Raw genomic sequence first — 15,574 nt, forward strand, 5'->3', positions numbered from 1 at the left:
TTTTACGAAAGTCCGCTGACAAAAATTAAAGGATGAGCCTAATAAATATAAAATAGAAACACGAAATGAAAACGCAAAAGTGGGCACATAAGCCCACTTTTTAACTTAAAAAGTATCTAATAAACCTAGTAGTGCTAACAATTAATGTTGTTTCAACTTTCTATTTCAATACTTTTTGTAATGACGTTAGGCAGTGGTCAATATTTCTAGCTTTACACGCATAACCCATTAAGCCGACACGCCATACTTTACCTGCAAACTCCCCTAAACCAGCCCCAATTTCTAAATTAAAGTCATTTAGTAATCTAGCGCGCACATCGGCATCGTTAACACCATCAGGAATATTCACCACGTTAAGTTGTGGTAAACGATATTCAGCATCTACGGCCATCGAGAGCCCTAAGCCTTCTAACCCTGCCACCAGCTCATTATGGCCAGCTTGGTGTCGCTTCCACGCATTCTCTAAGCCCTCTTCTTTTAAAATAAGTAAGGCTTCATAAAAAGCGTACATACTATTAACTGGTGCGGTGTGATGATAAGCACGTTTTGCGCCTTTACCCCAGTAGCCCACAATCAAGTTCATATCTAAAAACCAGCTTTGTACTTTGGTTTTACGATTCTGAATAACGTGAACAGCGCGTTCACTAAATGACACAGGAGAAATACCTGGTACGCAGCTTAAGCATTTTTGCGATCCAGAATAAATTGCATCAATTCCCCACCCGTCTACATCAAGCTCTATACCACCTAATGAGGTAACAGCATCTACAATAGATAAACAATTATATTGTTTTGCTAGTTCACACAAACGCTTTGCATCATTTCTAACACCTGTCGATGTTTCTGCATGTACAAAGGCTAAAACTTTTATATCAGCATCTTTCTTAAGAGCATCTTCAACCGCATTAAGATCGGTTTGTTTACCCCAATCGTTATTGATCACAATAGCCTGACCGCCGCAGCGCTCAACATTTTCCACCATACGGTTACCGAAGACACCATTGATACATACCAATACTTTGTCGCCTGGCTCAACAAGATTTACAAAGCATGCTTCCATGCCTGCAGATCCTGGCGCGGAAATTGGCATAGTTAACGGGTTTTCAGTTTTAAATGCATACTGAAGCAACTGTTTAGTTGCATCCATAAGCTCGATAAATAATGGGTCTAAGTGACCAACCGTAGGTCTGGCAATAGCGTTCAGAATTCGAGGGTTTACATCTGAAGGACCAGGGCCCATTAATGTGCGCTCAGGCGGAAGAAAAGTAGAATGCGTTTGCATAATAGTCCTTAACAAAAATAAGAATAGCGTGACTGCATTCTTACAATGTTAATGACTTGGCACAACAGCTTGTTGTGAACATAAACAAGATGAATGCCTATTGCCAAGTACATCACTCATCTGTAGTTGATAACATTGTGGATAACCAGTGTGTTACGTGAGGGTAAAATAACGAAAAAAAAGTTTGAAACTCCGACCAGTATAAAGCCTATGATTATTCAGGAGTTATTCTGATTTTAATCGGAATAGGCCTTCTGTAAAATAAAATTCACATTATTTAGTTTATATATTGAACAAATATGAACTATAGTTAGTGTCCGTTTAAAGAATTTGCATGCACTTCTCCCTTGCAATAGTTAGCGCACGGCTCAGCAATGAGCCATTCCCCTATGCCCAGAACCTATGTTCTGGGCATTTTTTATAGGGGAGTGTTGTACGAACGCACGCTATACAAGGGCTGCGAAGTTCATAAGGGGGCGAGGTGTTCGCGATAATGTTTAGCATTGTGAGCGTAATGCGCCGCTGATGCCTGTAGTTTTTCTTCCACACTACTATCAAGTTGCTTTACCACTTTACCCGGTGACCCCACTACAAGACTGTAGTCAGGAATAACCATATTTTCGGTGATAAGCGCATTCGCGCCAATAATACAGTATTTGCCTATTTTTGCGCCGTTTAACACTACAGCGTTAATTCCAATTAACGAATAATCACCGACTGTACAACCATGTAACATGACTTTATGGCCGACCGTTACGCCCTTTCCAAGCGTAAGCGGAATGCCAGTGTCGGTATGAAGTACACTGCCGTCTTGCACATTCGTTTGCTCACCTACTGTAATAGCATCCATGTCACCGCGAATAACTACATTAAACCAAACACTGCTTTGAGGCTGTAATGACACATTACCAATCACATGAGCGCCAGGGGCAATATAACTAGTGACATCACAATTAGGCGTCAAATTATCGAGTGAATATTTCATAATCGTTCCTTGTTTACCTTAAACTGCATTTCACACAGCCTGATAGGATCTTATATTTGAAGTCTACTGCTTAAAAACTAACTACAACGCTTGCGATTTAATGCACCTAACTTTTATCACTCACTTGTCTCATCAGCCCTTCTTGAGATGCTGAAGCCACCAGCTCACCTTGTTGGGTAAAAATCTGCCCTCTTACCAATCCCCGTGCTCCGCCACTGAACGGGCTTTCCATTACGTATAATAACCATTCATTTAAATTAACGGGGCGATGAAACCACATAGCATGATCGATAGTAGCAATACGCAGCGATTTGTCAGTAACCGATATGCCATGGGGCTGCAAAGACGTACTTAAAAAGTGATAATCAGATGCATAGGCTAGTGCCGCTTGATGTAATGTGATGGCAGGAGCAAGCTCATCCCTTGCTTTCATCCAAATATAACGTTTAGCGGGTTGGCGAGCAGACTGATAGGAGTTTGCGGCGCCAATAGTTCGAATATCTACTGGGCGATGATAACTTAATGCTTCTCGCATAGGCCTTGCAATTTTATCGAAGTTTTTCTCATAAAATTCAATATCAGACTGCACTTCTTCCGGGGGAGGTACATCAGGCATATCGGCTTGTTGATGGTGCATCCCCTCTTCAGGCAACTGAAACGACGCCGTCATGTAGAAAATGCTACGTCCATCTTGAATTGCTTTTACTCTTCTAGCTGAAAAACTGCGGCCATCACGTACCACTTCCACGTCGTAGACCACTGGCTTTTTAGCATCACCAGGAAGTAAGAAATAAGTATGGAACGAGTGTGCAATACGGTCTTTTTCAACGGTTTCATAGGCAGCTGCTAACGCTTGGCCTAATACTTGACCGCCAAATAATGCACGGAAGCCTAAATCCCAACTTTGACCACGATATAACCCAGCTTCTAGGGTTTCTAATTCAAATAACGAAGATAATTTAACCTCTGGCATGCTTTTCTTTCTCTTGTTGCTCAGCGTTCGGGTTTCTTGGGTAGTATTTTTCTGGCAAATACGCCCTGTGTTCAAAAAAACGAGTGTCTTTATAGGGTAACTTCATAAAGCCTGAAATACCTAACCCTTTTATTGTTGGCACCAGTGCGACTAAATTTGCCAATAATTCAGCAAACCTATCTTGCTCGTTGTGATTAAGCAAGGTGTAGTAACTGTGAATTTTTAGATGGGTGCTTAACGCTTCAAAGATAATACACCCTGTGTGATGAATGGTATTAAGTTCTTTAATAATGACAATAATAGATTTAGGTAGTTTTAGTAACTCATCAGGGTCGTCCCCATCTTCAAAATATGAATGGGTTCTTGATTCATCTTGTGCCACAGACGCTCGAGACAGTTCAAAGGGAATAATGCACTGTGAAGTGGGTATAAATGCTTCGCGTTCATTTTCCCGTTCAATATGCAGGGTATTTTTAGCATTAAACATACAGCACTTAAATACCCCAGGCTTATGGATAGCGCGTGCAAGATTAATCACATTGTTAACCGCAAGTTCAAAGGCAGTTTTTAATGAAGCGTCATGTAAATTTAAACTTGAATCTACATAAACGCCATTAGGCTCCCAACGAATTGCCATGCCCCCTACTACTGGATAGCGGCCAAGTCGACTAATGGCCGACACAAAGGCTTTCTCGGTATCGCCCATACCTTGTAAAAAGTTTTTATAGTAACGATCAAATTGCGCATCATCGATGTACCGCAACGAAGGGTCTTCTAATGCGGATTGCTGGCGCAAATAAGATTTGCGCGAACTGTACACAACGGTTTCAATATCATCCTGGGTTGGCGTGATCCAAGTAGGAATACTGGGTGCATATTTAGCCATAGTGTCTTCGGCAAATACCATTTGCTTTAGCACATGCAAGTTATTGAAAAAGTAATCTCCGCCCTGCTGCCTTTTCTTAGGATCGTCACTGAGCATGTATTCTAAAATGCTCGCTAACATTTTGGGCAGTCCTAAAGACGATGGACGAATGACATGATGGCCATATCGACATGACTGTCCCGATGCTAATGCATACAGAGTACTTGCCATTCCTTGTTCATCGAAGCGTGGTGATGACAATGCGCCGTTTAGCTGTTCTTCCCCTATGAAATATACATCACCTAATCGGGCGTTAGTTTGGTGAAGCTCGCTGGACATCAAATCCATCACGTTATTGCTGATGTATTGGCCACTTTCGTCAATTTGCGCGAACACAGATGAGCCCCAATCAATAAGCCCAATGCTTTCTGTAGATTCATCCCACACTAAGTTAGATGGTTTAATATCGCCATGTACAATAGGTTTCGGACTGCCTTTTTGGGTGTGCTTACGAAACCACTGCAACACATCACCGAGCTGAACTGCAATTTTAACAATGACTCTTGGCGGTAACGGCCCTCTTGCTAGGCTCACTTTTTCTAGATCGTCGCCAGGCGCGCGCCCCATCACTAAAATAGACTGCTTACCTATTTGCTGATACTCAATTAAAGGAGGAACATAAGGGTGTGAAACTTGAGACAACATGAAGGCTTCTTCTTCAAGCCGTTCTTGTACATGCTGAGGGAGATTTATTCGAGAGAATTTAAACACAAGCTCTTGCTTGTTTTGGTTTTGAGATACAATTGCTTTTTGTTTGAGGGTAGTGTTTTTCTCTAGAATCGAAGCCGATCCTGAACTGGCGTTTAAGCTAGGGGCGGTGCCTGCAAATGCAAACCCAAACGCCCCTTTTCCTAATAACGATATGTTGCGATAACCTAAACTCGCCAGCTGCTCTATACATAACGCCACCCAGTCTTTAAGTTTTTTCGCATCGGCATGAGAGAGCAGATAAATCGATTGTTCATCGGGTATATAAAAATGCGTTAACCCTTTTACCTGAGACATGCCGATTGACTACCTCTTATTATATGAGCCCAGTTTCTATATTCATCTAATTCTAATGAATGAGCCTGGTTTAAATTTACGCTTTTGTATTTGTATTCAGCGCTTATCTTCAGCGCCCTTCTTTATAACTCGGCTTAAAAGCTATCATTTAACACTGAGCTTCAGTGCTAGTCATCAGAGCTGAGCCAGTTCAAGTTATAGCTAGCCTGCTCACCTAAAAGCGGTGTTATTTCATCAAGCGCTTCGCTCATGATCACATCAAGCTGCCAGGGAGGATTGATCACACATAAACCTGAGCCATACATACCCGCATCGGCAGTATTTTCCATAACCGTTACCTCAATAGTAAAGCAAGGCTTACCTAGTGCCGACAGCGTCTCGCACATGTGTTGGCTGGCGCCACTTTTAGCCCCCGCTCGTTCTGAAAGTAATGGATACCACACGACGATTTGTGCTTGTTGCCAACGAGCCAAAACTTTTTTGGCTGCTTTCACAACATCTTGGTATTCAGACGCGCGCTCATAAGGAGGGTCTATCAATACCGCACCACGATTAGGTACGGGGGGCGTAAGTGCAATTAATCCTTCAAATCCATCTCTATGATGAACATGGCTTTGGTCATCGCCCATTTTCCACATGGCATCATCAAGTTTTTCATGCTCAGCAGGATGTAATTCCATAAGATGCAAAACATCCATCTCACGCTTTAACTTTGCACTAATGGCCGGCGACCCAGGGTACTGCTTAACACTTAAAAATTCGTTACACAGCGATAAGTATGCTTGCAACAAAGGAGAACTTGCCGAAATTGTGGCAATTTTATCAACACCAGACTCATACTCTTTATTTTTAGCGGCGAGTTCGTCGTCAAGTTGATAAAGCCCTGCGCCACTATGAGTATCATAAAGCGTAAAAGGCTTATTCTTCTTCTTAAGATGGTTTATAACGCCCATCCAACAAAGGTGTTTAATAACGTCGGCGTGGTTGCCGGCATGAAATGCATGTTGATAGCTAAGCACGATATACCATTAGTAAGGGCGCAAATTGCGCAGGATTATGTAATTCAGCTGCCAATAATAACGCTTGGTGTAACATTCACACAAGCCTGACAGCACGGTGACCTATAAATAGCGCTAATAAGGCTATAAAGCACCGCACTGCATGTTAAACGCTTGTGTTATTTCAAATGCATTAACATGGTTGACGGCTCTTCTAAGAAACTAGACCACAAGTTATTAAAACGCACCATAGTGGCCCCATCAATAATGCGATGATCGCCAGACCAATTCACCGTCATAAGGTGATGCGCTTCAACACTACCATCATCTGCAAAGCGAGGAAGCTTTTGGGTCTTGCCTAGCGCTACAATAGCCGCTTCAGGTTTGTTGATAACCGGCGTAGCGTTAATACCGCCAATGGCGCCTATATTAGAAATACTGATGGTGCCACCTTTTAGGACCTCACCACCGAGCTTTCCTTCTCGAGCCTGCTCAATGGTGGTATGCATTTGCTGCGCTATTTCAAACAAAGATAGGTTTTCCACCCCTTTCACATTGGGCACTAATAAGCCAATTTTTGCATCAACAGCAAAGCCAATATTGTGGTGGTTAAAATACGTAAGCTCTGAGCCATCGTCATTTAACTGACTATTAATAATTGGGAATTCTTTTAACGCCAGCGATAATGCTTTCACAAAGAACGGCATAAAACTGAGCTTTATTCCTTTTGCTTCAAACATAGGTTTTAGTGATTGTCGCAACGCAATAAGCTTGTCCATTCTTACTTCATCACTCACCGTAAAGTGTGGAATGGTATTCACAGACGCTACCATTTGTTTTGCCATAGCCGCCCGAATGCCTCGAACTTTTTCCGTATAGCTAGATTCACTTGCAGGGTTTTTAATTGAAGCGCACGCCCCACTATTTACTCCATTCGTAGATGAAGGTGTATATGAACTGGTATTGGCTTTGTTTTGGCTGCTAACACTGCTGACATCATGTTTTAGAATACGGCCTTTTTTACCGCTGCCTGAAACAGCTTGCAAATCTATCTCATGTTCTCTGGCAATCCGTCTTACCGCAGGGCTCGCTAACACCTTACCAGGTATTGTAATGGGGGGGTCGAAATCACCATCCTGCCACTTATCATTGACGTTCGCATCAGGTTGGACATCTATGTTTGTACTGGTATTCGACGCTAGTTCAGTCGCTTGAGTATCTGCTTTATTAGAAGATGAATCATCAGAGCTGTGAGGCTTTGAACTTTGATTGTCAGAGCGACTATGTTCAGAGTTATGGTTCTCCGAGTTATAGTGCTCAGAGTGGCTATTCCCAGAGGCCCCCCCATCAAAATCAGCATCGCTGATGTGGTCACTCGCATGAAGAGCAAACAATGGGCTATGTACTTGTGCAATATCCCCTTGCTTGTAATAAAGCTTATGTACTGTACCTGAATGCTTAGCAGGAATTTCTACCACTGCCTTATCTGTCATCACTTCAACCACGCTTTGGTCTTCAGCAATTACATCACCTTCCTTAACGTTCCATTTAACGATTTCGCACTCAACAATACCTTCGCCAATATCCGGTAAGATAAAATCAATATTCATATTATTGGCCTCCTATTAATAATGTAGCGAGCGCTTAATGGCTTCGTAAGTTTTGGTTTCATCAGGCATGTATTCAGTTTCGTGCGCCAGTGGATATGGGGTATCTAAACCGCAAACCCGACTAATAGGCGCTTCTAAATATAAGAAGCATTTTTCCTGAATAGTGGCCGCAATTTCACTAGCAAAGCCGCCGGTGAGTGGCGCTTCATGATTAATCAGTAATCGACCTGTTTTCATTACCGAATTGGATACCGCGTCAGCGTCCCAAGGTAAAATTGAACGTAAGTCTATAATTTCACAAGACACCCCATCTTCTAACGACATTTCTGCCGCTTTTTGCAATATCTCTATTTGGGCGCCCCACCCTAGTAAGGTGATGTCGGTACCCTCTTGGACTAAATCAGCTTTACCGATAGGCAGTTCATAATCGTCTTCCGGTACATCAGCAATAGACGCACGATATAAACGCTTTGGCTCAAGAAAAAGCACCGGGTTTTTATCACGAATAGAGGCTAGAAGCAGACCTTTAGCTTGATAAGGGTCGCGGGGAATAACCACTTTTAAGCCTGCACAGTGGGCGAAAAATGCCTCAGGCGATTGGCTGTGGTAATGACCACCTGAAATGCCACCGCCGTATGGCGTACGAATAGTAAGGCCGCCCACATCGAACTGTCCGCCAGAACGATAACGCCACTTCGCAGTTTCATTTACGATTTGATCAAAAGCAGGAAAAATATAATCACCAAATTGAATTTCAGCGACTGGATAAGACCCTTGTGATGCAAGGCCGTTTGCAAAACCAATAATGCCCTGCTCGGTAAGGGGCGTATTAAAACAACGTCCCTTACCGAATTTTTCTTGCAGGTGGCTGGTGGCTCTAAATACACCACCAAAGTGGCCAACATCTTCGCCGAACACCATCACTTTTTCTTCTGCTGTCATAGCGGTAATTAGTGCGTTATTAATTGCCTGTAGTAAATTCATTTTAGCCATTAACTAATACTCCCAGACGTTTTAGGATATTTTTTAGGATATTGTTTAATATGTGCTTTTAAGGATGTTAATTGGTCTTGTAGATGCCAAGGCACACTGTCGTACACGTCTTCCACAATTTCATCTATGCCACAAATGGGCACAGTTTCACTGACTTTAAGTGCAGCTAGTACATCCTGGCGGGCCTTATCCACTTTGGCTCGGTTTTGCTTCTCATCAAACCAGTCTTTGTGAGTAAGCCATTTCGCCATTCGAGCAATAGGATCTTTAGCGCGCCATTTGTCCTCTTCATCTTTAGAGCGATAGCCCGTTGGATCGTCAGAGGTAGAATGGGCAGCCAGTCGGTAAGTCATGGCTTCAATTAATACTGGGCACATTTCTGCTAGCGCTATACGGCGGGCTTCTTCCGTAGCTGCATACACGGCAAGGGGGTCGTTTCCATCTACGCGAATCGTTTTAACCCCGTAGCCTATTCCACGTGATGCAATGCCATCACCAGCAAATTGCTCTTCTGATGGCGTTGAAATAGCATATCCATTATTACGACAGAAAAAGATGACTGGGCAGTTAAGCACCGCGGCCATATTCAAGCCAGCGTGAAAATCGCCTTCAGAAGCTGCACCCTCACCGAAATAGCAAATAGTAACAGCTTCGTTACCTGACATTTTTTGCCCATAGGCATACCCAGATGCTTGCGGTATTTGCGTGCCCAGCGGTGACGAAATGGTCATAAAATTAAGCGCCTTATCACCATAATGAATAGGCATTTGACGACCTTTATTAGGGTCGGCTTTGTTGCTAAACATCTGATTCATAAATTGATCAGTAGTGTAGCCTCTAAAAGCTAACGCACCTTGCTCGCGATACTGGCTCATGATCATATCGTTTGGTGATAATGCCGCTGCGCTAGCTACCGCAGCAGCCTCTTCACCCGTGCTCGCTAAATAAAAGCTAATTCTGCCTTGGCGCTGCGCTGCCACCATCCGCTCATCAAGAATTCTGATGTATTCCATGGTGTCATATATCTTTAACGCCAGTGTTTTATCTAGCTCGGGAATGGTAGCTTTTTCATGCACATTCCCATCGGGTTTAAGTAATTGCAGCATGGGAATATCAACTATTCCATTACCGATAATCTCAACCTTATTTGTAGTTTTAATTTTTCCGAGGTGATTTCTATCTTTCACATTAATCTCCCTGCAATTTGAAGGATTCGAAAGCGAGATTGCTATGTTATCTATGCTAGTAGAAGTGCCTTGATGGCGTTGTGCTATTTAGGCAGGGCTTTTTCATCTAAAGATGATAGAAAATTCCAATATTCACTTTTAGCGGTATTAATATCCTAAAAAACAACGACGATGTTAAATCGATGCTAATGAGAAGATAAATATAAATATGATTACTGTGAATATAATGTAGCTATTGATGAAGGTTTGCGCAGGAAGCTCAATAAAGTCGCTAGGAAAGACCAAATCCGGCACCCTTTTTTTAACTAATTTCAAATTAAAAAATATGTCTAAATGTAACAACATGTGTAATTCATATTAATGTTTAATATTCATTACAAAGTGAAAAAATATGTGCTAGAAATATTAAGGTCATGGTTATGACAGATAAAAATTGGATCAATAAAGCCAATAAAAATAAGAAATTTCATCCATCCAGGGAAAATCCCAAAAACAGGCCGACGGAGGTTACCTGTGAATAATAAAGTGACGTTAGCTGTATCTGCTGCACTAATGTCGATGTCCATGCATTCTGCTGCAGAGCTATCATCTGCAACCGAATCGTTTACTTTAACTGTTGATCAACTTAAAGCAGTTACTGCGACATCGGTAAATAAATACAAGAACACTAAATCGGTTACCACACCAAAAACACTCTACACCGCAGAGAAAGGACTCGAAAATAAAGATTATATTTATTTTGTACACCTTTCAGACGACGCCGTAGCAAGCTACGACGGTGGTATTGAAGGTTTAGAAGCTACTAACCCTCAACTTACCAAGCAAGTTGCAGTTACCACTTCAACACAGTCTGCTAGCAAGCGTTTAGACGCTTCGTTACCTGAAGTTAAAGCTTACACTTCCTACCTTGAGAAAAAACAAGCCGAAGTCATTGCGAAAGCAGAGTCTGCTGTAGGCGGTTTGAACAAGGTAGCAGAATACAAATATGCACTAAACGCAATTGCGATAAAAGTGACGCCAGCTGAGGCAGAAACCATAGCTCGTCTGCCTGGTGTTAAAAACGTTGAACGAGACCAAGTGTATCAACTTGATACTGATACCGGCCCTATTCTTATTGGCGCGCCAGAAGTTTGGGACGGCTCTGCAAATGACAGCGGTGTTGGTCGTCAAGGTGAAGGCGTTGTTGTTGCTGTTTTAGATACAGGTATTAACAGTGATCACCCTTCTTTCGCTGACGTAGGCGGTGATGGTTACGACCACACTAACCCTCTTGGCGCGGATGTTTACTTAGGTGAATGTGCGGTTGAAGCAGAAGTGCGTTGTAACGATAAACTAATCGGTATTTACAGCTACCCTTCAATTACTGATGTATACACAGACGACACCATCTTCCCTCAAGACGGGACTATGCGCGATGGTGAAGATTACAATGGTCATGGTTCACACACCGCCAGTACTGCAGCGGGTAACATACTTACCGATGTAAACGAAGTTACCGTTGAATTTGACGTAAATGAAAGTGACGGTGTTGCAACTGGTTTTACTTTTGGTCAAATTTCTGGTGTAGCTCCGCATTCAAATATTATTTCTTACCAAGTGTGTCAGCCGGGCAATACTGGTGACACCTATGCAGGTTGTACCGGTGCAGCCATGGTAGCAGCGGTAGATGATGCCGTAGCATCTGGAATTGTAGATGTTATCAACTTCTCAATTTCTGGCGGTGGCTACCCTTGGAGTGGTTCGCTTAACGCAGCATGGTTGAATGCACGTAACTCTGGTATTTTCATTGCTCAATCTGCAGGTAACAGTGGTCCAGATCCAGAAACCACAGAAAAACACGCACCATGGATTACTGTAGTTGCTGCTTCAACTCACGGTCGAAGCGTAGAGTATGATAAAGAAATATCTTTTACTGGCGGCGCTACAGATTTAGGCGCATTTGATGGTAAGAGTAATTCTGGAGCAGTTACAGCATCAATTGTTTACGCTGGTGATTATACTAACGCAAATGATCCTGATGGCGACCCAGCACAGTGTTTAGAGCCCTTCCCTGAAGGCACCTTTGCGGGTGAAATCGTTGTATGTGACCGTGGTACTATCGCGCGTGTACAAAAAGCTTCAAACGTAGCTGATGGTGGTGCTGCAGGTTATGTTCTAGCGAACCTTGCCGACGGTGCAACCTCTGTAGACAACGATGCTTATGTTATTCCAGGTATTCATGTTGATTCTACTGACGGTGATATGCTGCGTGCTTGGTTAGCCGAAGGCGAAGGCCATACGGCGACAATTACTGCATCTGAAGGCATACTAACAGTGGATGATGACGCGGCTGATGTTATGGCTGAGTTCTCTTCACGTGGTCCTAATACATCCATCAGCACATTAACGCCATCGGTCACAGCCCCTGGTGTTAGCATTTATGCTGCTTATTCTGATGAACAGTATGGTCAAGAATTTACTGGTTCAGCCCCAGCTGATTATGCTTATCTTCAAGGTACCTCTATGTCGGGCCCTCATGTTGCTGGTGCTGCTGCACTAGTACGTCATGAGAAACCAGCATGGACACCAGATCAAGTGCGTTCTGCATTAATGATGACGGCCACAACCGACGTTGTTAAAGAAGATGGTGTTACCGCCGCTGATTGGTTTGACATGGGTGCAGGTCGTATCGAAGTAGACCTCGCCGTTCAATCTGGTCTAGTAATGGATGAGACAGACGCAAATTATGCCGCTGCTGATCCAGCGCTTGGTGGTGAGCCGCGTACACTTAACCTACCTTCAGTTACAGATGATAACTGTGTAGGTACATGTACTTGGACACGTACGGTTACGGCTACAAAAGATGGCTCTTGGTCTGCAGAAGGTGTTGGAATTTCAGATGGTGTTGAAATTACCATTACTCCAGCTACTTTCGACTTAACTGCCGGTCAATCTCAACAGTTAACTATTGAGATTGAAGCTTTCCAAGCAGAAAGTGATATTTGGTCATTTGGTCAAGTAAACTTAGTATCTAGTTCGTCTCCTGATCTACACCTTCCTGTTTCAATCGTTGCATCAAACGGTAACTTACCTGATGAAATTGAATTTGAAGCACATCGTAATCAAGACTCGTACTTGATTGAAGATGTAATGGCCGTTGAAATTACGGATCTTCAAGTTACTTCTTATGGCTTAACTAAAGCCACTAAAGTAGAAGGTACGATTGCTCAAGATTCAGATAACAGTGATTACCTTGATGATTTAGAAGATGGATTGCACATTACTCAGATTGAAGTACCTGAAGGTACTCTTCGTCTAGTCGCTGCTACCATGGACACTACGTCACCAGATCTTGATTTACGTGTTGTATTTGATGCAAATGCTGATGGTATCGTGCAAGAAGACGAGCTTATTGGTATAAGCGCCACAGCAACCTCTGAAGAGTACGTTAGTGTTGAAATGCCAACGGCTGGTAGTTACTGGTTGATTGTTCAAAACTGGGCTGCATCATCTGATGAAGAAGGTTTTGAAGATAGTTTCGTACTTGCACACGCGATGGTTGATGATCAAGCAGGTGAAGGCTTAACTATAGATGCTCCTGCAGCTATTCCTCAGCTAACAGAGTTTGACGTGCGCTTCACATGGGATTTAACCGACGGTGTTGAAGGCGATCTTTACATTGGTGCTGTTTCATTAGGTACTGATGCTGAGAATGCAGATAACCTAGGTGTTATTCCTGTTGATATTATTCGTGCAGAGGATGATGTTTTTGTTACTGCCGAATCTGAAGAGCGAGTATTACCAGGCGAAGAAGCGACTTTCTATGTCAACGTACTTCCAAACTTTACAACGGAAGACCGCGACTATGAGGTATCTTTAACACTGCCTGATAACGTTACCCTTGTTGATGGTTCAGTGTCACACGAGGGTGTTGTAACTGAAAACACCCTTTCTTGGACACTTACTCAAGAATCGTTACTTGGCGTTGTACCAGACTATACCATTACCTCTAACGCAACGGATGAGTTCTGCGGAAACCCTAACTTTGGTCAGGGAAGCGGATACCTCGATCTAGCGAGTTTAAGTGTTGGTATTGATGATTCAATGGATGGTGACACGGTAGATGGTACATATTCAGTATCTGCTTACTTCTTAGGTACTATGTATGATGCAGTAACAGTCACTGATGATGGTTTTGTTACCATTGGTAATGCGATCTCTTCACCTTGGGTAAACCAAGATATGCCAAACGTCGCAATTCCAAATGGTGTTATCGCACCACTATGGCGTGACCAAGAGTTCGATGTGGCTAATGGTGCAACACTATCAGTAGCTAATGCTGGCACTGGGTATACCATTATTGAATGGGATAACATGAGATACTGGGGTCTTGGCGAAGCATTCGCTGATATTGCAGATTATCAAATCGTTTTCATTAATGCTCCGGCTGAGGGCGAGCCAAACATCGTATTTTCTTACGACAACGTTGTACAAGACTTAGGCGGCGAACTCCCAGTTAGTATTGGTTATGAAGATGCCAATGGTACTACTGGTAAGACACCATACTACTCAGCCTACTACGATGACACCGTTGATTCCGACTTCGAAACCGACATTGTGTCAGGTACACAGATTTGTATGTACCTAAATGATGTAGCAGATACACCTACTCAATTAGCTTTCACCGTTACGGTAGATGCTGATGATGCTGGTGGTGCAATTCAAATGATTGCTATGTCTGAAGTGACTAACATCGAAGGTGCGACAACTGCAGTATCTGAAACTTACGAAGGTTTGCAAGTTGAAGGTCCGCCAGTGGTTACTATCGATGGTATGACTGTTGCTACCCTTGAAGTTGTTGAACTGACAGAGTTGGATTTACCTGGTCTAGTTGAAGAGCCTAACGGTGACGCTGTAGACATCACTTGGAAACAAGTTGAAGGGCCAGCTGCTATCATAGCAGGCGCAGGCATTGCAGAAGCTATCTTGGTTGCTCCTGAAGTAACAGAAGATACGCTAATTGTGCTTGAGCTTACTGCTACTGATAGTAACGGTAATACAACAATGGCCACGGCTAATGTAACAGTAAAAGATAATCTTCCACCTGTTATTAGTATCTCTGCGCCAGTAAGTGCCTTTGAAGGTGACTCAATCACGGTTACTGCTTCAGCAGCCGACCCTGAAGGTGATGATGTTACATTCACTATCAATGATATCCCTGGCGCTAGCTTAACCACTACAGCACCTAAAACTGGCAGCACTACAACGGTAACGTTTGAAGTAGTTGCATTTGATGGACTTAATACATCAACAGAAACGGTGACGGTAACGGTTAAAGATAAGAAAGGTGCATCAATGGGTTGGTTAACATTGTTGCTTGTTCCAGTTCTATACTTACGTAGACGTAAAACGAAGTAAGCATTATTTGCTTAACCTAGTTTGAACGTAAAAAGGCCGCTATTAAGCGGCCTTTTTTATGTTTAAATCTTCAGTTATACAATAGTTAACCTGAAGCTCTCCTAAACTAATGCTCTCGTACCCTAATACTTTGTTACTATAAAGCCTTTAAACCTAAACTCTTAAACGCTAGCTGCTATACCTATTTATACCCAAGCTGTAGCCCAGAGTCAGATAGCC

9 protein-coding genes are annotated in these 15,574 nt (G+C 42.9%); 1 reads left to right on the forward strand and 8 read right to left on the reverse strand.

Annotated features, from left to right (window positions below; all coding sequences use genetic code 11):
* Positions 1–160: 160 nt before the first annotated feature.
* The 8 genes from Q4561_RS02365 to Q4561_RS02400 form a co-directional block, all read right to left on the reverse strand.
* Entirely contained in the window at positions 161–1,282 is a 1,122-nt protein-coding gene (locus Q4561_RS02365) for an alanine--glyoxylate aminotransferase family protein (protein WP_303457341.1), read from the reverse strand.
* A gap of 466 nt (positions 1,283–1,748) precedes the next feature.
* The gene (locus Q4561_RS02370) at positions 1,749–2,267 is read right to left on the reverse strand and encodes a gamma carbonic anhydrase family protein (protein ID WP_303457343.1); all 519 of its coding nucleotides are present in this window, start codon (positions 2,265–2,267) and stop codon (positions 1,749–1,751) included.
* Positions 2,268–2,373: 106 nt separating this feature from the next.
* The gene (gene tesB, locus Q4561_RS02375) at positions 2,374–3,240 is read right to left on the reverse strand and encodes an acyl-CoA thioesterase II (protein WP_303457344.1); all 867 of its coding nucleotides are present in this window, start codon (positions 3,238–3,240) and stop codon (positions 2,374–2,376) included.
* A complete protein-coding gene (locus tag Q4561_RS02380) occupies positions 3,227–5,170 on the reverse strand; it encodes a phosphotransferase (RefSeq protein ID WP_303457345.1) in 1,944 nt (647 codons plus the stop codon). The genes tesB and Q4561_RS02380 overlap by 14 nt, the downstream gene beginning before the upstream one ends.
* A gap of 167 nt (positions 5,171–5,337) precedes the next feature.
* Complete coding sequence (locus Q4561_RS02385) at positions 5,338–6,189, reverse strand: 23S rRNA (adenine(2030)-N(6))-methyltransferase RlmJ (RefSeq protein WP_303457346.1); 852 nt, start codon at positions 6,187–6,189, stop codon at positions 5,338–5,340.
* 158 nt (positions 6,190–6,347) lie between these two features.
* Positions 6,348–7,778, reverse strand: a complete 1,431-nt coding sequence (locus tag Q4561_RS02390) for a 2-oxo acid dehydrogenase subunit E2 (protein WP_303457347.1) — start codon at positions 7,776–7,778, stop codon at positions 6,348–6,350.
* A 15-nt stretch (positions 7,779–7,793) separates the two neighbouring features.
* Entirely contained in the window at positions 7,794–8,771 is a 978-nt protein-coding gene (locus Q4561_RS02395; protein ID WP_303457348.1) for an alpha-ketoacid dehydrogenase subunit beta, read from the reverse strand.
* A complete protein-coding gene (locus Q4561_RS02400; RefSeq protein WP_303457349.1) occupies positions 8,771–9,958 on the reverse strand; it encodes a thiamine pyrophosphate-dependent dehydrogenase E1 component subunit alpha in 1,188 nt (395 codons plus the stop codon). Before Q4561_RS02400 ends, Q4561_RS02395 begins: the two co-directional genes overlap by 1 nt.
* Positions 9,959–10,471: 513 nt before the next feature.
* Here Q4561_RS02400 and Q4561_RS02405 point away from each other — a divergent pair.
* Positions 10,472–15,355, forward strand: a complete 4,884-nt coding sequence (locus Q4561_RS02405) for a S8 family serine peptidase (protein ID WP_303457351.1) — start codon at positions 10,472–10,474, stop codon at positions 15,353–15,355.
* The last annotated feature ends 219 nt before the right edge of the window (positions 15,356–15,574 follow it).

This window comes from Alteromonas sp. 1_MG-2023 (assembly GCF_030547075.1).
Lineage (GTDB): Bacteria > Pseudomonadota > Gammaproteobacteria > Enterobacterales > Alteromonadaceae > Alteromonas.